This window comes from Bradyrhizobium sp. USDA 4510 (assembly GCF_054059095.1).
In genome coordinates this window covers 5,999,315-6,022,336 of record NZ_JBSSBT010000001.1, presented here as the reverse complement: position 1 = coordinate 6,022,336, position 23,022 = coordinate 5,999,315, and the positions used below count along the sequence as shown (strand labels likewise).

Below are 23,022 nucleotides of genomic sequence, written 5' to 3'. Positions count from 1 at the left end.
GAGGGGCCGCGTTAGCGCAAAGCGTGAAGCGGCGTTCCGAACAGATCATGCTCAAAGAGAAGCTAAGGAAGAAGAAAATGTATCTCGAAAAATTCAGGCTCGGCGGCAAGACCGCCATCATCACCGGCGCGGGTCAGGGCATCGGGCTCGCCTGCGCCGAGGCGCTCGCCGAAGCCGGCGCCAAGGTCATCATCGGCGATCGCGACGCCAAGGTTGCCAATGACGCGCAGGCGGCGCTGAAGGCCAAGGGCTTTGACGCCGACATCGCGCTGATGGACGTGACGGATTCCGGTCGCGTCGCCGCGGTCGCCGACGAACTGGTCGGCAAGTACGGTAAGGTCGACATTCTCGTCAACAATGCGGGCATCGCCCGCAGCGAGACGCCGGCCGAGACCGTAACCGACGAGCACTGGCTCAACGTCATCGACGTCAACTTGAACGGCACCTTCTGGTGCTGTCGCGCCTTCGGCAATCACATGCTGAAGGCGAAATCCGGCACCATCGTCAATGTCGGCTCGATGTCCGGCTTCATCGTCAACAAGCCGCAGGAACAGTGCTTCTACAACGCCTCCAAGGCCGCGGTGCATCACCTGACGAAATCGCTCGCCGCCGAATGGGGCGCGCGCGGGGTTCGCGTCAACGCCGTGGCGCCGACCTATATCGAGACGCCGCTGAACGCCTTCGTGAAGAACAGCCCCAGAATGTACGACGCCTGGATCGGTGGAACCCCGATGGCGCGGATGGGGCAGGTTGACGAGATCGCCTCCGTGGTGCTGTTCCTGGCGTCCGAGGCGGCGAGCCTGATGACCGGAAGCATCGTTCTGGTCGATGGCGGCTACACTTGCTGGTAGGCTTGCGCCCGGGGATCGTGCTCAACGGAAGATAGAGCGGTCATGCGGCAAGCCTATATCGGGGTGGACGTCGGCAGCACCAGCGCCCGGGCGGGCGTGTTCGACGAGTCGGGGAAGCTGCTCGGGTCGGCCCGGCATCCGATCCGGGTCTGGCACGAGCCCGGCGATATCGTGGAGCAATCGTCCGATGACATCTGGGCGGCCTGCGTCGCCTCCGTGCGCGGTGCGATGCGGGAGGCTGCGGTTGCCGCCGAACACGTCAAAGGCATCGGCTTCGACGCGACCTGTTCGCTGGTTGTGCTGGATGGGGAAGGCCGGCCGCTCACCGTCAGCCCGTCGGGCGATCCCGTACGCAATGTCGTGGTCTGGATGGACCACCGCGCGATGGACGAAACCGAATTCGTCAACGCGACCGGCGACAAGGTGCTGCGCTATGTCGGCGGCGCCATCTCGCCGGAGATGGAGATCCCGAAGATCCTCTGGCTGAAGCGGCATCTGCCCGCGACCTTCGAGGCCGCCGGGCATTTCTTCGATCTTGCCGACTATCTCTCATTCCGCGCGTCCGGCTCGCTGGCGCGCTCGACCTGCACGGTCACCTGCAAATGGACCTATGTCGCCGGCGAGGGCGGCTGGAGTGAATCCTTTTTCAAGCGGGTCGGGCTCGAGGCGCTCGCGGCCGACCGTTTTGGGCGGATCGGCAGCGAGATCGTGCCGCCCGGCTCGCCGCTCGGTCGCGGGCTGTCCGAGGATGCCGCGCGCGATCTCGGCCTGCTGCCGGGAACCGCGGTCGGTGCCCCCCTGATCGATGCCCATGCCGGCGGCGTCGGCGCGATCGGCGGCCGCGATGGCTCCGGCGCCGAGGTCGATGTCTGCCAACGGCTCGCCTACATCATGGGAACGTCGGCCTGCATCATGGCGACGACGGTCGATCCCTGCTTCGTGCCCGGCGTCTGGGGCCCGTATTTCGAAGGCATGGTGCCGGGCTTCTGGCTGAACGAGGGCGGCCAATCGGCGGCGGGCGCCGCGATCGATCACCTGCTCAAGTCGCATCCGGCGCATGCCGAGGTTGCGCTCGCGGCGAAGACCGACGGCGTCGACGTCATCGAATATCTCGAGAAGCGCATCCTGGCGCGCAGCGGCAATGCCGGTGCTGCGGCGCTGCTCGCGCGCAACGTTCACGTTCTGCCGGAATTCCTCGGCAACCGTTCGCCCTATGCCGATCCCGGCTCGCGTGCCGTGATCGCGGGGCTCGATCTCGACACCGACGTGGCGGCGCTGGAGCGGCTGTTCATCGCCGGCCTGTGCGGGCTGGCCTATGGCCTTGCCGACGTCATCGACGCCTTGCAGGCGCATGGCGTCAACGGCAAGACCATCGTGATCGGCGGCGGCGCGAGTCGCAGCCCCCTGGTGCGCCAGATCATGGCCGACACGACAGGCTACACGGTGGCACTGCCGCAGACCCAAGAACCCGTCTTGCTCGGCGCCGCGATGCTGGGCGCGGTCGCCAGCGGCGCGCACAACTCGATCAATGCGGCGATGGCCGGCATGTCGGCGCTTGGACGGTTGAGCGAGCCGACCAGGCCGGAGCTCGCCGAGTTCCACCGCAAGAAGCGCGGCGTGCACAAGCTGCTGCGAGAGCTTGACCGCGACAGCCGCGAGGCGATGAGGCGGGTGCCCGGCGAAGCGCCGACGTAAGGTTTGCCCCATGCTGCTGAGTTGCGGAGATGCGCTGATCGATTTCCTGCCGTCGAAGACGGCGGACGGACGTGAGGCCTTGACGCCCGCCGTCGGCGGCTCCTGCCTCAACATCGCGATCGGCAGCGCCCGGCTCGATGTTCCCACCGGCTTTGTCGGCGGCATCTCGACCGACACCTTCGGCAGGATGATCGCCGATCATGCCGCGGCGTCCGGCGTCGATCTTCGTCGCGCCACGCGGAGCAATCGCCAGGCCACGCTGGCCTTTGCGCGCGTCACCGGCACCGAGACGCAATACGCCTTCTATGACGCCGACACTGCGTCGCGGAACTGGACCTATCGGCGCGATGCGGTCGCGCTTGACGGCGTCACCTGCGTGCACACCGGCTCGACCACGCTGGTCCATGACAAGGGTGCGGCGGAGACGCTGGCCTTGATCGAGGATGCGCGGCCGAACGTGACGATCTCGCTCGATCCGAACTGCCGACCGAACCTCGTCAAGGACAAGGACGCCTATCGCGCGCGCATGCTGGCGTTCTGCGGCAATGCCGACATCGTAAAGATGTCCGACGTCGACTTCGCCTATCTGTTCGGTGACGAGGCCCATGCTGCGCGGGCCGAGACGCTGCTGTCGGGCGGCGCATCGCTCGTCGTCATTACGCGCGGCAATGATGGCGCTTGCGCCTGGCATCGCAAGGCAGGACCGATCGCGGCCGAAGCGCCGGTGGTCAACGTCGTCGATACGATCGGCGCCGGCGACAGCTTTCAGGCGGCGCTGCTCGCCGCGTTGCATCGGTTGGACCGGATCGCGCAGCCGCAGTTGCGCGACGTCTCCGCAGCCGAGCTGACCCGTGCGTTGTCCTTTGCCTGCAAATGCGCCGCTTTCACCTGCACGCGGCCCGGCGCCGATCCGCCGCGCAGCCGGGAGTTGCCGGCCGACTATTGGTAAGCCATGCAGGGCCTCAGCCGGCGCGGCCTCCCGCGCGATGCCGTCGCTTGACGCTTAGTCTCATTTTGCGTGCTGCGCCTGCGAAGGCAAATCTGCCCGGCGATGCGTGAAAGCGTCCGAAGCACCCGATATCGCTCGGATTTGATGCCAACCCGCGATCGCTGCATTTCGATCGTGCGAAGTCATGCTGCTTCGGCTTCGCATTGAGCGCATCGGTTGTCTTTGTGAAAGACCGCGCTAACATGGAATCCATCCATCGATACCTGTCTTCGTCCTTTTTTGATCGTCTATTGCAGCGCAACCAGGCCACGCAACGGGTTGCGGGCTCGCCAGGGCGACCGGGCCTCGAAGGGAAGTAGCAGACACGCATCCCTAATATTGCAACCAAGAAACAACGGGGGAAGATATGTATGTGAGAGGGATTGCGGCATTCGCCGCCGCGCTCGGCGTTGGCCTGTTGTCGGGCGCCGCCATCGCGCAGGAAGTCAAGCAGGAGAAGCAGTCGGTCCTCGGCAACGCCAATGTTTCTCCGGTGACCCAGGAGCAGCTCAACGCCGCCGACAAGAACACCAGGGACTTCCTGCTCACCAACGGCAACTATGCCCAGACGCGATTCTATCCGGGCAAGCAGATCAGCCGGGACAATGTGAAGGACCTGCACGTCGCATGGATCTTCCAGACCGACGTCAAGGAATCGCTTGAGACGTCTCCGATCGTCGTCGATGGCGTGATGTTTGTCACGACGTCGTTCAGCCATGTCTATGCGCTCGACGCCAAGACCGGTCAGCAGCTCTGGCACTACGCCCACAAGATGGGCCCGATCACGGTTTATTGCTGCGGTCCCAACAATCGCGGCGTCCAGGTGCTCGGCGACCGGGTCTATCTGGCGACGCTCGATTCCAAGCTGATGGCGCTGAACGCCAAGACCGGCGAGGTGGTCTGGACCACCAACATCGCCGATCCCGAGCTCGGCTACAGCGAGACGATGGCGCCGACCGTGGTCAAGGACAAGGTGCTGATCGGAACCAATGGCGGCGAGTACGGCATCCGCGGCTTCGTGCGCGCCTATGACGCCAAGACCGGCAAGCAGCTCTGGAATTTCCACACCATTCCGGAGAACTCCGTCGGTGTCTGGGCGACCAAGGATGCCACCGGCCGTGACATGCATCGCAATATCCAGGCCGAGAAGGACATGCTCGCCAAGATCGGCGATCCCTATGCCAAGCTCGGTGGCGGCGTGTGGCAGAACCCGTCGGTCGATCTCGCGACCAACCGGATCTACTTCGTCGTCGGCAACCCGTCGCCCGACCTCGACGGGTCGAACCGGCCCGGCGACAACCTCTACACCAATTCGCTGGTCTCGCTCGATCTCGACACCGGCAAGTATGTCTGCCACTTCCAGTACATCGCCCATGACGTCTGGGACCTCGACGCGGTCAGCCCGACGGTGCTGGTCAACGTCAAGGACAAGAGCGGCAAGACGATTCCCGGCGTCATCCATGCCGGCAAGACCGGGCACATCTATGTGCACGATCGCAAGGATTGCAGCCTGATCCGCTTCTCCGAGGCGATGGTGCCGCAGGAGAACATGTGGGTGCTGCCGACCAAGGAAGGCGCGCGCATGCTGCCCGGCGCCAATGGCGGCGTCGAATGGTCGCCGATCGCAACCGATCCGGGACAGGAGCTGGCCTACGCGATCAATCTGCACCAGCCGATGACCTACCACGTCGAAAGCTCGGCCTATCCGAACGGCAAGCTTTGGCTGGGCGGCGCCTTCAAGGTGATCCCGGGCGAGAAGCAGGCAGGCAACATCACCGCGGTGAACTACAACAACGGCAAGATCAAATGGCAGGTCAACACGCCCGAGCCGATGATCGGCGGCATCCTCGCCACCGCCGGCGGCCTGGTCTTCACCGGCGAGGGCAACGGCAAGTTCGCGGCCTACAATTCGTCGAACGGCAAGGAGCTGTGGAGCTTCCGCGCCGGCGCCGGCGTCAACGCGCCGCCGTCGAGCTACATGGTCGGCGGCAAGCAATATATCGTGGTCGGCGCGGGCGGTAACACCCAGCTCGACTACAAGCGTGGCAACAACATCATCGCCTTCACGCTCGACTGAGCCGGGCCTGATGCATCATCACGCGTGCAAACATTGACGGCGAGGCGGGACCGGTTCGGTCCCGCCTCTGTTTTGGTCGGATAAAAGGTCCAGCCACGTCATTGCGAGCGAAGCGAAGCAATCCATTGTGCCGCGTTTGTGGAAGCATGGATTGCTTCGTCGCTCCAGCGCAAAATTGCTTTGCAATTTTGTCGCGAGCTCCTCGCAATGACGGAGGTGGACCGATACTGCGCCTCAGGATGAGCCAATGTTCGGTAAATTGATGATTTGCGGCGTCGCGCTGTTGCTGATGGCAGCGCAGGCGCGCGCAGAGACGATTGAGGAAAAAGTACAGGTCTGCGCCGGCTGCCATGGCGAGAACGGCAAGCCCGTCGACAAGACCATTCCGACGATCTGGGGCCAGCAGGCCGGTTATCTCTACATCCAGCTGCGCGATTTCAAGCGCGGTGATCGCAAGAACGAGATCATGCAGCCGATCGCGGCGCAGTTCGAGCGCGACGATATGCTGGCGATCGCGGAATATTTTTCGCAGAAGCCGTGGCCTGACCTCGGCCAGCCGCGCGCGCCCAAGGACGTGGCGGAGAAGGCGGTCAGCGCCAGCCGCTCGGTCGGTTGCCCGGCTTGCCATCTCGATCGCTTCCAGGGCGACGGCACGGTGCCGCGGCTTGCCGGCATGGGACGGGATTATCTCGCCAAGACCATCGCCGATTTCCGCACCCGTGCGCGCGGCAACAATCCCGGCATGTCCGACCTGATGCTGGCAACGTCGCGCGACGACCTTGCCGCATTGGTGGACTATCTGGCGGGGCTGTGAGCGGCGGGCACTCGTCATGCCCAGGCTTGTCCCGGGCATCCGCGTCTTGGTATCCAGGCAAAAGAAGACGTGGATGGCCGGGACAAGCCCGGCCATGACGTCCGAGCAAGTCGCCTCAACGCGGCGTCAGCTCTTCGCGCAGCACTGAGAGGATGGTGAGATCGGCGGCGTGCTTGCCGGCCTTGTCGGCCAGCGCAGGGTCGGCGCCGTGCGCCAGCAGTGTCCTGGCAATCGCCGGATGATTGCCTTCGGCGGCGATCATCAGCGCGGTGCGGCCGCGCGCATCGCGGTCGTCGACCTTGGCGCCGCCTTCCAGCAGGTACGAGACGACCTCCAGTGCTTGCGCCTCCGGCACGGTCTCGTCAGGGCCGGCGGCCCACATCAGGAGCGTCAGATCGTTGGCGTAGCGCGCGTTGATGTCGATCTCGTGCGCGAGCAGCTGCTTGACGATGCCGAGCTGGCCGCCCGCCGCGGCGTAGACGACCGGCGGCTTGCCGGTGTCGTCTGCCTTGCGGCCGTCGGCGCCGTGCGCCAGCAGCATGCGCACCACCATGTCCCTGCCGGCATAGGCGGCGGCCGCGACCGGGGAGGCGCCGCTGCGTCCGGTGAGATTGACGTCGGCGCCGCGGTCGATCAGGCGCTGCACGATCGCGACATGGCCGCGCTCGGCGGCAAAATACAGCGCGGTCGATCCCGCGAGGTTGCGTGCATCGAGCGGCGCGCCGCGTGCCAGCAGCAGGTCGACCATGGCAAGATGGCCGGAGCGAGCGGCGTGGCTCAGCGGCCTTGCGCCCAGCCGGTCCCGCGCGTCGACCGAGGCGCCGTGATCGAGCAGCTCGGTGGCAAGGTTGATGCAATCGGCATTGGCGGCCGCAAATAGCGACAGCGAGATCTCGATCGCGCTGAGCTGGGCCTTGTCGGTTTCGTATTTGCGGATCAGCTCGCGGCATCGCGCCGGATCGAGCGCCGCGAGGCTGCCGTGCACGCTGCCGGCAACGATCAGCGCGGGCGAGGGGGATGCGGCGATACAAGGCGTGGTCCTCCGTCATGCTGACAGCAGCGCCATTCGGTCGAGCGTCGCATGATCCTCCGTCGCTGCCAAGCCGCGCGGCCGGGAAGGGCCCGCCGCGCCGGCAGGCCATGCGCCGTCGCGGCTCCGTGGCCTTTCGCCATGCGTCCGAGCCGATGGACTTGCCGCTTGCAGCGCGGCACGATGCGGGCGTCGACCCTATCTGACGCGAGTCCTTGCCCAATTGAGCGACGATCTGTGTCTGCTGTCTGCCGTTGAGCTTCGTGGGCGCATCGCCCGCAAGGAGGTTTCGCCTGTCGAGGTTACGCGCGCGGTGCTCGCCCGTGCCGAGCGGCTGCAACCCGAATTGAACTGCTTCATCACGCTGTGCGGTGACGCGGCGATGGCGCAGGCGAAAGCTGCCGAGCGGCAAATCACGGCTGGCGAGCCGGCCGGTCTGCTCCACGGCATCCCCTTCACCGTGAAGGACATCGTCAACACCAAAGACGTCCGGACGACCTTCGGCGCGGTGCCGTACCGGGACAACGTGCCCGACAATGACGCCGTCGCGGTGGCCCGCCTCCGTGCCCAGGGCGGCATATTGATCGGCAAGACCACGACGCCGGAGTTCGGCAGCAAGTGCCTGACCGACTCGCCGCTGTTCGGGCGGACCCGCAATGCATGGAGTACCGAGCGGTCCAGTGGCGGCTCCAGCGGCGGCGCGGCGGTGGCCGTCGCGAGCGGCATCGCGCCGCTGGCGGTTGCGACCGATGGCGGCGGCTCCACCCGGATTCCCGCCGCCTGCAACGGTGTGGTCGGAATCAAGCAGAGCAACGGGGTGATCCCGCATAGCCAGGTGCAGGACGCTTTCGGCAACCAGACCTATGTCACGCCGACCACGCGCACCGTTGCGGATACGGCGCTGATGATGCAGGCGATGGCGGGAGAGGATCCGTCGGACCCCTGGTCGATCGGGGTGCCGGTGCCTGACTATCTCGGGCTTGCCGCCCCGCGCGGCGACCTCAAGGGCCGGCGGGTGCTGTTCTGCGTGTCGCCGCCGCGGCGTCCGGTCACGTCCGATGTGGCTGACGCGTTCAAGGCAAGCCTCGACCGTCTGGCGAGCCTCGGCGCCGAGCTCGAAGAGTTTTCCGGCGACGGCTTTGACATCGAGCCGATCTGGCGTGCGATCAATCACACCGTCTGGCGCACCCGCTTCGAGAAGCTCGCGGCCGATCATCCGGATGATCTCAGCGCAACCTTCCTGAAGCAGCTCGCGCTGGCGGCCCAGGTCAGCGGTGTCGACTACCAGCGGGCGATGTTCGAGCGCACCGCGCTCTTCCGCCGGGTGCAGTCGCTGTTCGCGCGCGGCGATCTCCTGGCGATGCCGACCTTGACCCGGTCGGCGCTGCCGATCGACCAGGACCTGTTCGGCACGATCGAGATCGACGGCCGGAGTTTCGACAGCGTGCGGCCGCACTGGTTTCCCTGGACCATGCTGTTCAACATGACCGGGCATCCCGCCGTCAGCATCCCCGCAGGTTTCGGCCGCGACGGCCTGCCGATCGGACTGCACCTGGTCGGCCGCTTCCGGGCCGATGCCGAACTATTGCGCGTTGCAGCGTTGTTCGAGGCGGCGAGCGACTTGCTTGGTCGCTGGCCGGCCTGATGTTGTCGGCGCCGCCGGTCGCGGCGTCGCCGGTTTAGCCGGTCTGCCCGGTGCTCGCATTGGCGACGGCGCGCGCGACATTGGCGATCACCTCGTTGCACTTCTCGATGGGAGCACTTGCCCCGGTCAGGTAAGCCGTCACCACGATCGGCTTGCGGCCGGGCGGCCAGAACACGCCGATGTCGTTGTAGGTCCCGCGCTCGCCGGTGCCGGTCTTGTCGGCAACCCGCCAGTCGCGGGGCACGCCGGCACGCAGCCTTGCGTCGCCGGTTTTGTTTGCGACCATCCAATCGATCAGTTTCTGGCGCGAGGCCGCGGACAGGACATCGCCGAGCACGACGCGCTGCAAGTCCTTCAGCATCGCCACCGGGCTCGTGGTGTCGCGCGGATCGCCTGATACCGCCTCGTTCAGCGCCAGCTCCCAGCGATCGAGCCGGCTCACATTGTCGCCGATGGTGCGGAAGAAGCCGGTCAGGCCGGCTGGCCCGCCGATCTCGCGGAGGATCATGTTGCCCGCAGTGTTGTCGCTCCTTGTGATGGCGGCCTCGCAAAGCTCGGCAAGCGTCATGCCCGAGGCGACGTGCTCCTTGGTGACGGGCGAGTTGGCCAAGATATCCTTGGCCTCGAACCGGATTTGCTGATCGAGGCTGGATTCGCCGCGGTCGATCCGGTGCAGCACCGCGGCCGAGGCCAACGCCTTGAAGGTGCTGCACATCGGGAACCGCTCGTCGCCGCGCCGGCTCGCGCGCAATCCCGTCTCCATGTCGAGCGCGGCGACGCCGAGCCGGCCGCTGGTTGCCAGCTCGATGCGCGCAAACTCCTGCTGCAGCCGCTGCGCCGGCTCGCCTGGTCCTGCCGCTGCGCCTTGCCGCGGCAAAGTGCAGGACACCGCAAGGCCCAGCGCGCGCAATCCAAATGTCCGTCTCGTCAGCATGTCGAATCTCCCGTTGGCGGCGCGAACCTGCCGGGCGGCGTGACGGCGCACAAACAATCATTTATACAGCGAGACATGAGGAAAACTTGGTCATGACGCCGTGCGCCGGCATCTCCCGCTGAACGCGCTGCGCGCCTTCGAGGCCTCCGCGCGGCTGCTCAGCTTCACCCGCGCCGGGCTGGAGCTGCGCGTGACGCAGACTGCGATCAGCCATCAGGTCAAGCAGCTCGAGGATCTCCTGGGCACGAGCCTGTTCCGCCGGCTGCCGCGCGGGCTGGTGCTCACCGACGAGGGGCTGGTGCTGCTGCCGGTGCTGTCAGACGCGCTCGACCGGATCGGCGCCGCGATCGACCGCATCGAGGCCAAGGGCACGCGCGAGGTCGTGACCGTCGGCTGCGTCACGACGTTCGCGACCGGATGGCTCTTGCAAAGGGTCGACCGCTTCAAGCGCGCGCATCCCTATATCGATTTGCGTCTGCTCACCAACAACAACCGCGTCGACATCGCAGGCGACGGGCTCGATCTCGCGCTGCGCTTCGGCGACGGCTCGTGGCACGGCACCGAGGCGATCCATCTGTTGTCCGCACCGCTCTCGCCGGTGTGCTGCCCCGACGCGGCGGACCGGCTGCGCAAGCCGTCCGATCTCGCGCAGGAATTCCTGCTGCGGTCCTACCGCGCCGAGGAATGGCCGCTATGGTTTGCGGTCGCCGGCGCGCCGTGTCCGAAAATCCAGGGGCCGATCTTCGACAGTTCGGTCGCGATGGCCGAGGCCGCCGCGCGCGGCGTCGGCGTCGGGCTGGTGCCGATCGCGATGTTCGAAAATGAGCTGGCGACCGGCCGGCTCAAGCGTCCGTTCGCGGCCGAGGTCCCGGCGGGATCCTATTGGCTGACCTGGCTGAAGTCGCGCGAGGTGACGCCGGGCATGCGCGCGTTTCGCGACTGGCTGCTCGAGACGCTGCGGACGGAGGTGAATGAGGTGGAGGACGCCGTCGCGCCTGCACCGCGGCGGAAGATCAAGACAAAGGCCGGACCGAAGCCGCGGACCAAGACCAAGCGGCGTTAACGTCTGACGACGTGATTCAACTATCGTCGCCATTATTTCGGAATTATCGAATGATGCCGCTGATTTGCCCGACATGTCAAGTGCCGTGTCGGACGCCCGCAGCCGCCGGCTACTTTGCATGGGGTTGTTTTCGATATTTTAGGCGGTGCGCTCCCGCGCCGGCTGGCTATCGCATCTGGCGCGCGACCTACGCCAGATGGCACGCCACGGAATGCCCGTTCCTGCCTTCCAGCAACTCCGGCGCGCTCTGCCGGCAGCGCTCCTCGGCGATTGGACATCTCGTGTGGAAGTGGCAGCCCTTGGGCGGATTCATCGGGCTCGGCACGTCGCCCTTCAGGCGGATGCGGTCGCGCTTCGCCTTGGGATCCGGCACCGGCACCGCCGAGAGCAGTGCCTTAGTGTATGGGTGCTGCGGGTTGCAGTAGAGATCGCTGGCCTTGGCGAGCTCGACGATGCGGCCGAGATACATCACCGCGACCCGGTCGGAGATGTGCTCCACGACCGAGAGATCGTGGGCGACGAACAGATAGGTGAGGTTCAGCTCGGCCTGCAGATCCTCGAGCAGGTTGATGACCTGGGCCTGGATCGAGACGTCGAGCGCGGAGACCGGCTCGTCGCACACGATCAGCTTCGGCTCCAGCGTCAGCGCGCGGGCGATCGCGATGCGCTGGCGCTGGCCGCCGGAGAATTCGTGCGGGTAGCGGCGCATGTGCTCGGCCTTCAGCCCGACCTTGACCAGGAGGCTCGCGACGCGGTCCTCGCGCTCGCTGGCCGAGCTCACGAGGTTATGGATGATGAAGGGCTCGCCGAGGATCGCGCCGACCGTCATGCGCGGATTGAGCGAGGCGAACGGGTCCTGGAACACCAGCTGCATGTTGCGCCGCATGGCGCGCAGGTCGCCGCCGCCGAGGCCGGTGACGCTCCGGCCGTCGAACACGACCTCGCCCGAGGTCGGCTCGATCAGGCGCAGCACGCAGCGGCCGGTGGTCGACTTGCCGCAGCCGGATTCGCCGACGAGGCCGAGCGTCTCGCCGCGGTTGACCGAGAACGACACGCCGTCGACCGCATAGACCTGGCCGACCTCGCGCGAGAGCAGGCCGCCCAGCACCGGAAAATGCTTCTTCAGATTGGAAACGCGCAGCAGCGGCTCGGTCATGACGCGTCTCCGAGGTGGCAGGCCATGCGGTGGCCGGGCGCGATCTCGCGCAGCCGCGGCTCCTTTTCGGTGCAGATGCTCATGGCGTATTTGCAGCGGGCGGCAAAGCGGCAGCCGGGCGGCGGATTGATCAGGATCGGCACCGAGCCGCCGATCGCCTCCAGCCGCGTCTTGTGCGCGGCGTCGAGATCGATGCGCGGGATCGAGCGGATCAGGCCCTGAGTGTAGGGATGGCCGGGATTGCCGAACAGTTCGTCGACCGGCGCCTCCTCCACCACCTTGCCGGCGTACATCACGACGACGCGCTGCGCGGTCTCGGCGACGACGCCCATCGCGTGCGTGATCAGCATCACCGCCATGCCGAAGCGTTCCTTCATGTCCTGCAACAAGTCGAGGATCTGCGCCTGGATGGTGACGTCGAGCGCGGTGGTCGGCTCGTCCGCGATCACGAGCTTGGGACGGCACGCCAGCGCCATCGCGATCATCACGCGCTGGCGCATGCCGCCGGAGAACTGGTGCGGATAATGATGCACGCGGCCCGCGGCGTTGGGGATCTGCACCAGCTTCAGCATCTCGATGGTGCGCTCGAGCGCCTGCTTCTTGGTCACCGCCTCGTGGCGGCGCAGGCTCTCGGCGATCTGCTCGCCGATGGTCAGCACCGGATTGAGCGAGGTCATCGGCTCCTGGAAGATGAAGCCGATCTCCTTGGCCCTGATGTCATCGAGCTGGTGGCTGGTCAGCGGCACCAGGTCGCGGCCCTCGAAGATGATCTCGCCTTCGACGATCTTGCCCGGCGGCATGGCGATCAGCTTCAGGATCGACATCGCGGTGACGGTCTTGCCGCAGCCGGATTCGCCGACCACGCACAGCGTCTCGCCGCGGTTGATGCTGATGTCGACGCCGTCGACCGCCTGCAGGATGCCGTCGTCGGTGGTGAAATGGGTTTTCAGGCCCTTGATGTCGAGCAGCGCCATCAGATCACCTTGCGCGCGTCGAGCGCGTCGCGCAGCCCGTCGCCGATGAAGTTGATGGCGACCACCGCGATGAAGATCGCGCCGCCCGGAAACAGCGCCCAATGCGGGCCGATGTCGAGAAAGTCCTTGGCGTCATAGAGGATGCGGCCCCAGGTCGGCGTATCCGGCGGGAAGCCGAGGCCGAGGAACGACAGCGTCGATTCGGCGATGATGGCGGCGGCGACGTCGATCGTGCCGGCGATGATCACGGGTCCCAGCGCGTTGGGCAGGATGTGGCGCACCACCTGGCGCACCGGACTCGCGCCGAGCGCGCGCGCCGCCTCGACGAATTCCTTCTCGCGCAGCGACAGGAACTGGGCGCGCACCAGGCGCGCGACCGGCATCCAGCGCAAGCCGCCGATCACCAGCACGATCAGGATGAAGATGCCGCCCTCCGGGCCGAACATCGCCTTTAGCCCGTCGCGGAACAGATAGATCAGCATCAACAGCAGCGGCAATTGCGGCAGCGACAGGAACAAGTCGGTCAGCCACATCAGCGCGTAGCCGAGCGCGCCGCGCGACATGCCGGCGAGCGCGCCGATCAGCGTGCCGACGAACACCGAGACCAGCATCGCGGCGAGACCGACCGCGAGCGAGATGCGCCCGCCATAGATCATGCGGGCGAGCAGGTCCTGGCCGAGATCGTCGGTGCCGAACGGGTGCGCCAGCGAGGGGCCCTGCAGGCCAGCCACGACGTCCATGTCGCTGATCGAGACGCGCCAGACGAACGGGCCGATCACGACGGCCGCGATCAGCAGCAGCAGCAGCACGGCGCTGACCACGGCCGGCCGGTGCCGGCGGTAGCGCCGCCAGGTTTCGCGCCAGGGCGAATAGCCGCGCCGCTCAGCGGAAGGAGATGCGAGGGTCAAGCCAGCCATAGAGGACATCTGCGATCAGGTTGAACAGCACCACGAGACACGCGAAGACGAAGGTCACGGCCATCACGACCGGCGTGTCATTGGCGAGGATGGAGGAAATCAGCAGCGAGCCGATGCCGGGAATCCGGAAGATCTGCTCGGTGACGATGGCGCCGCCGAACACGGCAGGCATTTGCAGCGCAATGAGCGTGACGACCGGGATCATCGCGTTGCGCATCACGTGCTTGACGATCACCTTGGCCTGTCCGAGTCCCTTGGCGCGGGCGGTGGTGACATAGTCGAGCCGGATCACGTCGAGCATTGCCGAGCGCACGAAGCGGGTCATCGACGCCGCCTGGAACAGGCCGAGCACCATCACCGGCATGATCGCCTGCCGGATCATCTCCAGCAGCCAGGGAATGCCGCTGCCCGGCACGTCGGTGTAGACGAAGGGCAGCCAGTCCAGCTTCACCGAGAGCACCAGGATGAACAGGATGCCGGTGAAGAAGGTCGGCAGCGAGAAGCCGATGAAGGCGAAGGTGTTGGCGAGCTGGTCGAAGATCGAATACGGCCGGGTGGCGGCATAGACGCCGACCGGGATCGCGATCAACAGCGCCAGCAGCTGCGCCGAGCCGATCACGTAGAGCGTGGTCGGCAGCCGCTGCAGGATCAGCGTGTCGACATTGATCCGGCTGACAAAGGAGAAGCCCCAGTCGCCCTGCGCCATCGCCGCGAGCCAGTGCAGGTAGCGAAGATAGATTGGGTCGTCGAGGCCGAACTTGGCGCGCAACGCGGCCTGTACCTCGGGCGGCACGTTCGGATTGGTCGCGAGCTCGCTGAACGGATCGCCCGGCGCGAGCGCCAGCACGACGAACAGCACGAGCGAGATCCCGAGCAGGCTCGGGATCGCGATCATCAGGCGACGCAGGATATATTGACTCATCGAGAGATCATCTAACTGACGCTCGCACCTTGAGCACGTTGATCTTGCTTCCAGTCGAAAGGCGAGCTTCACCTCGCCCCGCGTGCGGGGAGAGGTCGGAATTCAAGCACGGCTTGAATTCCGGGTGAGGGGGAGTCTCCACGAACTCATCTTTCACGGTGTTTGCTGCGAAAGCCCCTCACCCCAACCCTCCAAGAGCGAGCTCCCGCTCGTCTCGACCCCGTAAGAACGGGGAGAGGGAGAAGATGCACCTACTCAAACTCCGAACCTGTCCCCGTGTCTCAGGTTTCACGATACCAGTCTTGCAGATTGTCGGTCTGGTTGGCCCAGCCGGAGAGCGCGGGCCGCACCGTGTTGGAGCAGGCTTCCACCGCGAGGCGGTGCATCACCGGGATCACCACCGTGTCCTGCCACATCAGATCGTTGCACTTGATGTAGAGCTCGGCCCGCTTGATCGGATCGGTCTCGGTATCGGCCGCCTCGATCGCGGCGTCGAAATCCTTGTTGACCCAGCGCGGGAAGTTCTGCCCTTGCCACTTGTTCTCCTTGGTCGCGACATTGCGCGACAGATAGCGGCGCATGTGCAGGCCCGGGTCGGGTTGTGTCATCGGGATCTGGAACATCTCGATGTCGGCGTAGAACTTGGAATAGGTGTCGGGGTTGGCGACGTCGGAGGAGAAGAACACCGAGGCCACCACCGACTTCAGCTCGACGTCGATGCCGGCCTTCTGGCAGGCCTGCTTGACGATCGCCTGGGTCTTCTGCCGCGGGCCGTTGATCGAGGTCTGGTACAGCAGCTTCAGCTTCTTGCCGTCCTTCTCGCGGATGCCGTCGGAGCCGACCTTCCAGCCGGCCTGTTCGAGCAGCGCGCTCGCCTTCTCGACCGAGAACTCCCATCTGGTGTTCTTGGAAACGAACTCCTCGGGGCCGTTGAGATAATTGGCGGTGGCGCGGCCGGCGCGGCCGTAGATCACCTTCTTGACGGAGTCGCGGTCGACCAGCAGCGCCAGCGCCTTGCGCACCGCCGGATCCGACAGGATCGGATGCTTGGTCTTGATCGACGAGCGTTCGCCGTCGACCTCGGTGTTCGGGTCGGTGAAGTTGATGGCGATGAATTCGATGTCGCCGCCGACGGCATAGAGCGTCTTGCCCTTGCCGCCCTTTTCCAGCCGCAGCAGCACCTCGTCCTCGACCTGGATGTTCCAGGCGAAATCATATTCGCCGGTCTGGATCACCGCGCGCGCCGCCGACACCGCATCGCCGCCGCCCTTCATTTCGATCGTGTCGAAATAGGGCCGGTTCGGCATGTGGTAATCGGGATTAATTTCGCCGCGCACCAGATCGCCCGGCTTGAACTCGACGAACTTGTAGGGGCTGGTGCCGACCGGCTTCAGATTGTTCGGCGCCTCGCGCGACTTGCTGCCCTTGTACTCCGCGAAGAGATGTTTTGGGATGATGCAGCCATAGGCGCCGACGAACGCATTGGCCCAGAACGGCGTCGGATCCTTGAACTTGATGCGGACCGTGAGGTCGTCGACCTTCTCCACGGTCATGCCGGAATAGGTCCCGCTCGAGACGGCTGCGGTCGCGGGGTCGGTGGCATATTCCCAGTTGAACACGACGTCGTCGGCGGTGAAGGGTTTGCCGTCATGCCATTTGACGCCGGGCTTGAGTTTCCAGACCACCGACTTGGCGTCTTTGGAAAGCCCGCCGTTCTGGATCGAGGGGATTTCGGCGGCGAGGATCGGGTTGAGATGGCCGTCGACGTCCCAGCTTGCCAGCGGTTCGTAGAACAGCCGCGAGCCGTCCTGGTCCTTGGTGCCGGTGGCGAAGTGCGGATTGAGCAGGGTGGGGCCCTGCCACCACAACAGCTTCAGCGGACCGCCGCCGCCGCGCTTGGTCGGCTTGTAGGGATTCGGGCTCTGCGCCATCGCGACGCCGCCGATCGCAAGGATCTGGTTGGCCATCGGCGCGGTGAGGCCGACGGCAATCATTCGCTTGACGAAGGCGCGGCGATCCATCCGCCCGTCCTTCACGTCGTCGATCATGCCACGCAGATTCCTGTCGAACATTGTCCCCTCGGTCCGGCTCAATTGGTTATTGCGGCTGGCCGTGGAACCGGCCGCCGTGTTGGCGGCAGGATGGCACACCGAATGACCGCGAAGGTCAACGCCTCCCGCCCTTCAGCGCCTAGGTCTTTTGGCTATCGCTTGTGCAGAACCTCCCCTTGCCGCACACCGGTTCAGCAGATCGGCGCCAAAGCACGCCCTTGCGCGCCTCGCAGTGCGGAAAATTTGTTCGTTATCCTTTGTTCCGAGATGCTTTTTTGCCACGCAGCAGCGTATTCGCGCGAACTGGCTGCCGGTTCGCGTGAAGAAAGCGCGTCAAACAAAAATCCAGAGCCCCGTTCCGGTCCAATCGGAGCGGGCCCTAGCCGGACCTCGTTGCCAAGAACAGGTCCGGCCCGCACACGCTGCTCTCAGGCGATCGACATGTTCAACGGCGGCGCAACATTCGCCGGCAGCGGACTGACATAGGGCGTTCTTGTGGTCCGCTTCTTGAGGTCGGCCTTGGCGGCCGCGATCAGCTCCGGCTCCATCAGCGCCTTGACGCCGAGGCCGGCCATCGCCTTGGCGGCCTGCACCATCGCCTTGTGCGCGGCCGGCGTCTTGCCCTGCGCCACAACCTGCCAGGTGTGGAACGGCGTGCCGATTGCAACCGTCGGTGCATGGACCTGCACGGTCGGCACCACCCAGCTGACGTCGCCGACGTCGGTCGAGCCGATCAGCGGATTGCGCTTGGCGTCGATCGGCACCAGGAAGTCGGCGAGCGGCCGGTCGGTCGGCTCCATGCCGATCGCGTAATAGACCGAGGCGATGTCCTTGTCGGTCAGGGTTGCGCGGATCCTGCCGGCGAAATCCTTGTCGGCATCGTCGAAATGCGGCGGGCCGAGCTCTTCCATGATCCGGTGCAGCGTCTGTTCCAGCGGCGTGTTGGGCAGGATGTTGGAGACCGCGGAGATGATCTTCATCTCCACCTTGGTCTCGGTCATCAGCGCCGCGCCCTGCGCGATCTTGTGCACGCGCTCGACCAGCTCGTTCATGCCGGGCAGGTCGCGGGCGCGGATCGAATAGCGCACCCGGGCATGGGCCTGCACCACGTTGGGCGCGATGCCACCGGTGTCGAGCAGCGCGTAGTGCACCCGCGCGTCGCTCGGCATGTGCTCGCGCATGTAGTTGACGCCGACATTCATCAATTCCACCGCATCGAGCGCGCTGCGGCCAAGATGAGGCGAGGCTGCCGCATGCGAGGTGCGCCCGGTGAAGATGAAATCGGCGCGGGTGTTGGCGAGCGACGGCGTCACCGCCACCTCCCAGAAGCTGTGCGGATGCCAGGTGATGGCGATGTCGGCGTCCTCGAACGCGCCACAGCGCACCATGAAGGCCTTTGCCGCGCCGCCTTCCTCGGCAGGACATCCGTAATAGCGCACGCGGCCCGGCACCTTGTTGGCCGCAAGCCAGTCCTTCACCGCGGTCGCGGCGAGCAGCGCGGAGGAGCCGAGCAGATTATGTCCGCAGCCATGGCCGTGGCCGCCGCTCTCGACCGGGCGATGCTCGGCGATTCCGGCCTCCTGGCTGAGACCGGGCAGGGCGTCATACTCGCCGAGGAAGGCGATCACCGGGCCGCCTTCGCCCCATTCGCCCATCACCGCGGTCGGGATGTCGGCGACATTCTCGGTGATGCGAAAACCCTGATGGCGCAGTTCGGCCAGATGTTCGGCGGATGAGCGCGCCTCGGTGTAGCAGACCTCGGGCATCGCCCAGACCCGGTCGCTCAATTCGATGAAACGCGGCTTGATCGCGTCGACGCCGCGCCAAACATCACTACGGTTGTCCATTTGCTCCGATCCCTTAACGCTAGAGCATGATCCGGAAAAGTGTGAAGCGGTTTTCCGAAAAGATCATGCTCAGACAATGAGCCAAAGCGCGATGATCTCATCGCTCTTTGGGCAATCTGAAGCGCGAAACGCTAGCAGCTTGTCGCGACGCCGCCTAGCGCGCGCCGGAAGACCTGCTTTTCCGAATGTCACGTCTTGGTGTGCAGAAATGTTTCTGCGTCAGGCGGCGCTGAGCCGCTCCAGGCCTTTCCAGTCGAAGGCGATGCCGTGCCCCGGGCGATCCGGCGCGATCGCCATGCCCTGCTCCAGAACCAGCGGGTGCTCGATATAGCGGTCGAGGCCGAAGCCGTGCGCCTCGAGATACGACCGGTTCGGGCACGCCGCCAGCAGATGCACGGTGATGTCATGCGCGCCATGGCTGGTGACGGGAATATTGAAGGCCTCGGCGAGCCGGGCGATCTTCATGAAGCTGGTCACGCCGCCGCAATTGGTGACGTCGGGCTCGGCATAGGACAGCGCGCCGCCGGCGATATACGGCTTGAACTCCCACAGGCTGCGCAGGTTCTCGCCGGCCGCGATCGGCACGCCGCCGGCCTGCACGATGCGAGCGTGTCCCGCGACGTCGTCCGGAATCGTCGGCTCCTCGATCCAGGTCAGGTCGAAGGGTTGCAGGGCGCGCGCGGCGCGGATCGCTTCTTCGACGGTCCATTTCATGTTGGCGTCGGCCATCAGCGGAAACTCGTCGCCGAGATGGCCGCGCATCGCCTTCACGCGCGCCACGTCGGACGCAAGGCTCGGCCGGCCGACCTTCATCTTGATGGCGCGAAAGCCCTTGGCAAGATTGTCGTCGGTCTGCTTGAGCAGGCCATCGAGCGGCAGATCGAGGTCGATGCCGCCCGCATAGCAGGGCACGCGACGGTCGAAGCCGCCGAGCAGCCGCCACAGCGGCAGCGATGCCCGCCGCGCCTTGAGGTCCCACAACGCGATGTCGAGCGCGGACAGCGCCAGCACCGCCGGCCCGCCGCGGCCGCCATAATGCAGCGCCCACCACACCTTGTGCCAAAGCTGCTCGGTGTCGTCGGCCTCCATCCCGCGCGCGATCTCGGTGATTTCGCGGCCCAGGATATCGGCGATGGCGCCGCCATTGCGGCCGACCGTGTAGGTGTAGCCGGTGCCTTCCGCGCCGTCGGCATCGCGGGCGCGGATCGTGACGAGCTCGAACGCCTTGATCTCGCCATGCGTGCTGTCGCTCAGCACCACCGGGAGCGGGATCTTGTAGAATCCGATGCTGAGGTCCTTGAGGATGGCCACGCCGGAACTCCTTGTCATGGGACGAATGCAATGCGTGACACACGATCTCAAAAGCCCCGGCTGCCTGCAACCTTGCGCCTGCGAATGTCTGCCTTGAGCGATCGGCGTGCCTTCGGAGATGCAAAGCATATGACCGCCATGCAGATCGGCGGTCATAACGGACTGGGACCGTGCGGGTGTCGTGGCGACGAGCGATGCCGCGTGCTGGACGTCGACGCTGCGGCTGAGCGGGCTTCGACGCCCGCATTGCGGTCGCATTGGCTCCAATGAATGGCCATGGAAAAATCAGACGTCAGCCAAACTTCGCGCGTAGGTTTTATCGCTTGCTGACCTCGAAAAGGAATCGACCATGCGCAATCTCACAGCATTCGTCACTGTTGCCGCGCTCGTCCTCGGAACGCCCGCCTTGGTGCAAGCGCAAGGCACGCAACCCAATGCGCCGCCGCAGTCATCTGATCAGTCCACCGTCATCCGGAGCATACAGGTCGTCGACATCAAGGACCTCAAGCCCGAGATGCGATCGAAGATCGAGGATGCGATGGCAAAGACCAAGGAAGACGACATCCAGTCGCTTCGGAAGTCGATTGACGCGACACCGCAGGCGGTCTCCGCGCTCAAGGCCAAGGGCCTGACTTCGTCGCAGGTCGTCGCTATCAACATTGCCGATGGCGTGCTGACGATGTTCGCCAAAACAGCCTGACCAGGGTCAGCGAATGTCGGTATCGGTGGTTGGACCTCCCCGCGGCCACCGATGCCAACAACTCCCGCAGCCGGCGCTGCGGGAGTTTTCATTTCTGATAGGCGCGGCCCGTCCAATGGACCCTCACCGGGGAGAGCGATCAGTCAGGCTCGTTGGGCCTGGTACGTTCCGCGCGTTTCAATTCGCGATCGATCAGCGTGCAGACGCGCCGCCGCGCCAGCAGGTCGAGCCGCGCGCGCGTGGTGCCTTGCCTGGTCTTGCCGTTGATGTCGAACGACCAGGCCCAGAGGTCGGGTTCGATGTTGGTGAGTGTGTATTGAATGTCCCGATGACGACCGATCAGCTTCTTCATGCCGTTTCTTCTTGTTGGCTGAAGATTGCATAGCCAGATCGTGAAGGCGTCTGTATCCGGTCGAATACTGAGTCGGGTGTCCGCAGGGCGGAATTTTCCAAATCACTGATTTGGGGTCGCTGTGCAGTGGCTGCGTGCAACTGACGAGTGCGCACGAAGATTCGCAGTCGTCCTGGCGAAGGCCAGGACCCATTACCCCAAGTGCGCAATGTTGCGCGACGCTAGGGCCACGATCTCGTTCACTGTCAAATGCGGTGGTTATGGTCCTGGCTTTCGCCAGGACGACAATGACGAGTCCTGCCTGCAACATCCGCCGCAGCGTACGGGTCCCTGCTTTCGCAGGAACGACGGGTGGAGAAATCTCAGCTCAGCGTCACTACAACAGTCATCCCAGCCCTCACAAATTTATCACCCCGCGCCGCGCGGCATGGGCGACGGCGTCGGTGCGGCCGGTGGCGTCGAGCTTGTCGAGCAGCGAGCCGACATGAAACTTGGCGGTGTGGACGGAAATCCCGAGCCGCTGTGCGATCATCTTGTTGGACGCGCCTTCCGCCAGCAGCGCCAGCACGTCGAGCTCGCGCGGCGTCAGCTCGAAGTCGCCGCCCGCGGCCTCGCGGTTGCGTGCGACGACCGCAGCCGTGGCCTGTTCGCCCGGCGCGGCGAGCCGCAGGCCGGCGACGCTGCCGAGCAGGGTCGCCAGCCGGTCGGCGAGGACGGCGTCGTCGACCTCGAGCGCGATGACGATGTCGTTGGCCGGCTCACCGCTCACGTCTCGGGCCTCTCGCCGACTGTCACCTTGAAGTTCAGCGGCTCGCCGCCGCGATGCACGGTGAGCTCGACCACCGTGCCGACGCTCTGCGGTCCGAGGCCGCGCGACAGCGCGCGCACGCCGTACAGCTTCTCGCCATTCACGGCAATAATCACGTCGCCTTGCCGGATGCCGGCGGCGGCCGAGGGGCCGGCCTTGTCGACGTTCATCACCATCGCGCCGAGGCCGTCGTCGAGACGGACCGGCTGCAATCCGACGCCAAGATATCCGCGTGCGATGCGGCCGCTCTTCTCGAGCTGGCCTGCGACCCGCTCGATGGTCGTCGCCGGGATCGTCAGCACGCGGCGCGGGCCGAGCACGGCCATGCCGAACGGCTCGCCCGCGGCGTTCAGCGCGAGGCCACCCTGCTGGCTGTGCCGCAGCCGGACGTCGAGCTCGATCCGTGCATCGATTTCGCCGCCGCGCAGGCTGCGCCAGGCCGGGCCGGACAGTGCGACCATGCCGAGCCGCGCGGTCGGCGCGCCGCGGTCGGCGGCGACGATCACCGCGAGCGATCCCAGCGCGGGGTTCTCGGTCGAGAGCTTGACGGGGGCGACATCGCCTTCGACGTGCAGCAGCGCGACGTCGGTGGTGTGGTCGCGTCCGACGACGGTCGCTGGCCTGCGGCTGCCGTCGGCGAACTGGATTTCGATCTCGCCCTCGTCGGCCAGCGCTTCGTCGGCGGTGACGATCAAGCCCGCCTTCCAGACAAAGCCGGAGGCGCGCGCGCGATGCGAATGCACGGAGACGATAGCGGGCGCAGCGCGTGCAATGGTCTCTGCAAGGGCGGATGACAGCGATGACAGGATATTCGGTTCGGTCATGGGAAACTCCGTTGGCTTCCCTCAATCTGGGATGTCGCGGCTGACGGCGATACTGGCCGGATG

At 65.6% G+C, this 23,022-nt stretch carries 20 protein-coding genes; 8 read left to right on the top strand and 12 right to left on the bottom strand.

The window, feature by feature from the left end:
* The first annotated feature begins 77 nt into the window (after positions 1-77).
* From ACVMDN_RS28030 to ACVMDN_RS28010, 5 genes are all read left to right on the top strand, one after another.
* Positions 78-851, top strand: coding sequence for an SDR family NAD(P)-dependent oxidoreductase (locus ACVMDN_RS28030; RefSeq protein ID WP_057019317.1), 774 nt, complete (start codon positions 78-80; stop codon positions 849-851).
* A gap of 42 nt (positions 852-893) precedes the next feature.
* Positions 894-2,546 (top strand): FGGY-family carbohydrate kinase, encoded by a 1,653-nt coding sequence (locus tag ACVMDN_RS28025; protein WP_076830633.1) that lies wholly within the window; start codon positions 894-896, stop codon positions 2,544-2,546.
* A gap of 10 nt (positions 2,547-2,556) precedes the next feature.
* On the top strand, positions 2,557-3,495 hold the full coding sequence (locus ACVMDN_RS28020; RefSeq protein ID WP_076830636.1) for a carbohydrate kinase family protein: 939 nt from the start codon (positions 2,557-2,559) through the stop codon (positions 3,493-3,495).
* Positions 3,496-3,901: 406 nt separating this feature from the next.
* Positions 3,902-5,611 carry a pyrroloquinoline quinone-dependent dehydrogenase gene (locus tag ACVMDN_RS28015; protein ID WP_076830639.1) on the top strand — a complete coding sequence of 570 codons (1,710 nt, stop codon included), beginning with the start codon at positions 3,902-3,904 and terminating at the stop codon, positions 5,609-5,611.
* Between the two features lie 247 nt (positions 5,612-5,858).
* The gene (locus ACVMDN_RS28010) at positions 5,859-6,425 is read left to right on the top strand and encodes a c-type cytochrome (RefSeq protein ID WP_244558909.1); all 567 of its coding nucleotides are present in this window, start codon (positions 5,859-5,861) and stop codon (positions 6,423-6,425) included.
* 115 nt (positions 6,426-6,540) lie between these two features.
* On the opposite strand, the gene ACVMDN_RS28005 is transcribed toward ACVMDN_RS28010, so the two are convergent.
* Positions 6,541-7,410 (bottom strand): ankyrin repeat domain-containing protein, encoded by an 870-nt coding sequence (locus ACVMDN_RS28005; RefSeq protein WP_456843661.1) that lies wholly within the window; start codon positions 7,408-7,410, stop codon positions 6,541-6,543.
* A 268-nt stretch (positions 7,411-7,678) separates the two neighbouring features.
* On the opposite strand from ACVMDN_RS28005, the gene ACVMDN_RS28000 reads away from it, so the two are divergent.
* Positions 7,679-9,100 (top strand): amidase, encoded by a 1,422-nt coding sequence (locus ACVMDN_RS28000; RefSeq protein WP_456834826.1) that lies wholly within the window; start codon positions 7,679-7,681, stop codon positions 9,098-9,100.
* Positions 9,101-9,134: 34 nt separating this feature from the next.
* Here the strand turns inward: ACVMDN_RS28000 and bla are convergent, their stop codons facing one another.
* A complete protein-coding gene (gene bla / locus ACVMDN_RS27995) occupies positions 9,135-10,034 on the bottom strand; it encodes a class A beta-lactamase (RefSeq protein ID WP_076830651.1) in 900 nt (299 codons plus the stop codon).
* A gap of 100 nt (positions 10,035-10,134) precedes the next feature.
* Here bla and ACVMDN_RS27990 point away from each other — a divergent pair, with 100 nt between their 5' ends.
* Positions 10,135-11,097 (top strand): LysR family transcriptional regulator, encoded by a 963-nt coding sequence (locus tag ACVMDN_RS27990; RefSeq protein ID WP_076830654.1) that lies wholly within the window; start codon positions 10,135-10,137, stop codon positions 11,095-11,097.
* A gap of 187 nt (positions 11,098-11,284) precedes the next feature.
* Here ACVMDN_RS27990 and ACVMDN_RS27985 read toward each other — a convergent pair whose 3' ends face one another.
* From ACVMDN_RS27985 to ACVMDN_RS27955, 7 genes are all read right to left on the bottom strand, one after another.
* Positions 11,285-12,253, bottom strand: a complete 969-nt coding sequence (locus tag ACVMDN_RS27985; protein ID WP_076830657.1) for an ABC transporter ATP-binding protein — start codon at positions 12,251-12,253, stop codon at positions 11,285-11,287.
* Complete coding sequence (locus tag ACVMDN_RS27980) at positions 12,250-13,230, bottom strand: ABC transporter ATP-binding protein (protein ID WP_141340051.1); 981 nt, start codon at positions 13,228-13,230, stop codon at positions 12,250-12,252. Before ACVMDN_RS27980 ends, ACVMDN_RS27985 begins: the two co-directional genes overlap by 4 nt.
* Positions 13,227-14,144 carry an ABC transporter permease gene (locus tag ACVMDN_RS27975; RefSeq protein ID WP_028334911.1) on the bottom strand — a complete coding sequence of 306 codons (918 nt, stop codon included), beginning with the start codon at positions 14,142-14,144 and terminating at the stop codon, positions 13,227-13,229. The genes ACVMDN_RS27980 and ACVMDN_RS27975 overlap by 4 nt, the downstream gene beginning before the upstream one ends.
* Positions 14,110-15,066: an ABC transporter permease gene (locus ACVMDN_RS27970; RefSeq protein ID WP_076830660.1), complete on the bottom strand. Its 957-nt coding sequence runs from the start codon at positions 15,064-15,066 to the stop codon at positions 14,110-14,112. The genes ACVMDN_RS27975 and ACVMDN_RS27970 overlap by 35 nt, the downstream gene beginning before the upstream one ends.
* Before the next feature lie 281 nt (positions 15,067-15,347).
* A complete protein-coding gene (locus tag ACVMDN_RS27965) occupies positions 15,348-17,138 on the bottom strand; it encodes a peptide ABC transporter substrate-binding protein (protein WP_057019238.1) in 1,791 nt (596 codons plus the stop codon).
* A gap of 407 nt (positions 17,139-17,545) precedes the next feature.
* Positions 17,546-18,964, bottom strand: coding sequence for a M20 family metallopeptidase (locus ACVMDN_RS27960; RefSeq protein WP_141340047.1), 1,419 nt, complete (start codon positions 18,962-18,964; stop codon positions 17,546-17,548).
* A gap of 219 nt (positions 18,965-19,183) precedes the next feature.
* Positions 19,184-20,293, bottom strand: coding sequence for a mandelate racemase/muconate lactonizing enzyme family protein (locus ACVMDN_RS27955; RefSeq protein WP_141340048.1), 1,110 nt, complete (start codon positions 20,291-20,293; stop codon positions 19,184-19,186).
* Positions 20,294-20,624: 331 nt separating this feature from the next.
* On the opposite strand from ACVMDN_RS27955, the gene ACVMDN_RS27950 reads away from it, so the two are divergent.
* A complete protein-coding gene (locus ACVMDN_RS27950; protein ID WP_057019241.1) occupies positions 20,625-20,975 on the top strand; it encodes a hypothetical protein in 351 nt (116 codons plus the stop codon).
* Positions 20,976-21,114: 139 nt separating this feature from the next.
* On the opposite strand, the gene ACVMDN_RS27945 is transcribed toward ACVMDN_RS27950, so the two are convergent.
* The 3 genes from ACVMDN_RS27945 to ACVMDN_RS27935 all read right to left on the bottom strand — a co-directional run bounded on the left by ACVMDN_RS27945 (position 21,115) and on the right by ACVMDN_RS27935 (position 22,959).
* Complete coding sequence (locus ACVMDN_RS27945; protein WP_057019242.1) at positions 21,115-21,327, bottom strand: hypothetical protein; 213 nt, start codon at positions 21,325-21,327, stop codon at positions 21,115-21,117.
* A 397-nt stretch (positions 21,328-21,724) separates the two neighbouring features.
* The gene (locus tag ACVMDN_RS27940) at positions 21,725-22,096 is read right to left on the bottom strand and encodes a response regulator transcription factor (protein WP_057019243.1); all 372 of its coding nucleotides are present in this window, start codon (positions 22,094-22,096) and stop codon (positions 21,725-21,727) included.
* Positions 22,093-22,959, bottom strand: a complete 867-nt coding sequence (locus ACVMDN_RS27935) for a S1C family serine protease (RefSeq protein ID WP_076830668.1) — start codon at positions 22,957-22,959, stop codon at positions 22,093-22,095. Before ACVMDN_RS27935 ends, ACVMDN_RS27940 begins: the two co-directional genes overlap by 4 nt.
* Positions 22,960-23,022: the final 63 nt, after the last annotated feature.

Excerpts from the sequence above, each read along its gene's own strand:
- ACVMDN_RS28030 (WP_057019317.1), top strand. The coding sequence starts at position 78 with ATGTATCTCGAAAAATTCAGGCTCGGCGGCAAGACCGCCATCATCACC.
- ACVMDN_RS28025 (WP_076830633.1), top strand. The coding sequence starts at position 894 with ATGCGGCAAGCCTATATCGGGGTGGACGTCGGCAGCACCAGCGCCCGG.
- ACVMDN_RS28020 (WP_076830636.1), top strand. The coding sequence starts at position 2,557 with ATGCTGCTGAGTTGCGGAGATGCGCTGATCGATTTCCTGCCGTCGAAG.
- ACVMDN_RS28015 (WP_076830639.1), top strand. The coding sequence starts at position 3,902 with ATGTATGTGAGAGGGATTGCGGCATTCGCCGCCGCGCTCGGCGTTGGC.
- ACVMDN_RS28010 (WP_244558909.1), top strand. The coding sequence starts at position 5,859 with ATGTTCGGTAAATTGATGATTTGCGGCGTCGCGCTGTTGCTGATGGCA.
- bla (WP_076830651.1), bottom strand. The coding sequence starts at position 10,034 with ATGCTGACGAGACGGACATTTGGATTGCGCGCGCTGGGCCTTGCGGTG.
- ACVMDN_RS27985 (WP_076830657.1), bottom strand. The coding sequence starts at position 12,253 with ATGACCGAGCCGCTGCTGCGCGTTTCCAATCTGAAGAAGCATTTTCCG.
- ACVMDN_RS27975 (WP_028334911.1), bottom strand. The coding sequence starts at position 14,144 with ATGGCTGGCTTGACCCTCGCATCTCCTTCCGCTGAGCGGCGCGGCTAT.
- ACVMDN_RS27970 (WP_076830660.1), bottom strand. The coding sequence starts at position 15,066 with ATGAGTCAATATATCCTGCGTCGCCTGATGATCGCGATCCCGAGCCTG.
- ACVMDN_RS27965 (WP_057019238.1), bottom strand. The coding sequence starts at position 17,138 with ATGTTCGACAGGAATCTGCGTGGCATGATCGACGACGTGAAGGACGGG.
- ACVMDN_RS27960 (WP_141340047.1), bottom strand. The coding sequence starts at position 18,964 with ATGGACAACCGTAGTGATGTTTGGCGCGGCGTCGACGCGATCAAGCCG.
- ACVMDN_RS27955 (WP_141340048.1), bottom strand. The coding sequence starts at position 20,293 with ATGACAAGGAGTTCCGGCGTGGCCATCCTCAAGGACCTCAGCATCGGA.
- ACVMDN_RS27950 (WP_057019241.1), top strand. The coding sequence starts at position 20,625 with ATGCGCAATCTCACAGCATTCGTCACTGTTGCCGCGCTCGTCCTCGGA.
- ACVMDN_RS27945 (WP_057019242.1), bottom strand. The coding sequence starts at position 21,327 with ATGAAGAAGCTGATCGGTCGTCATCGGGACATTCAATACACACTCACC.
- ACVMDN_RS27935 (WP_076830668.1), bottom strand. The coding sequence starts at position 22,959 with ATGACCGAACCGAATATCCTGTCATCGCTGTCATCCGCCCTTGCAGAG.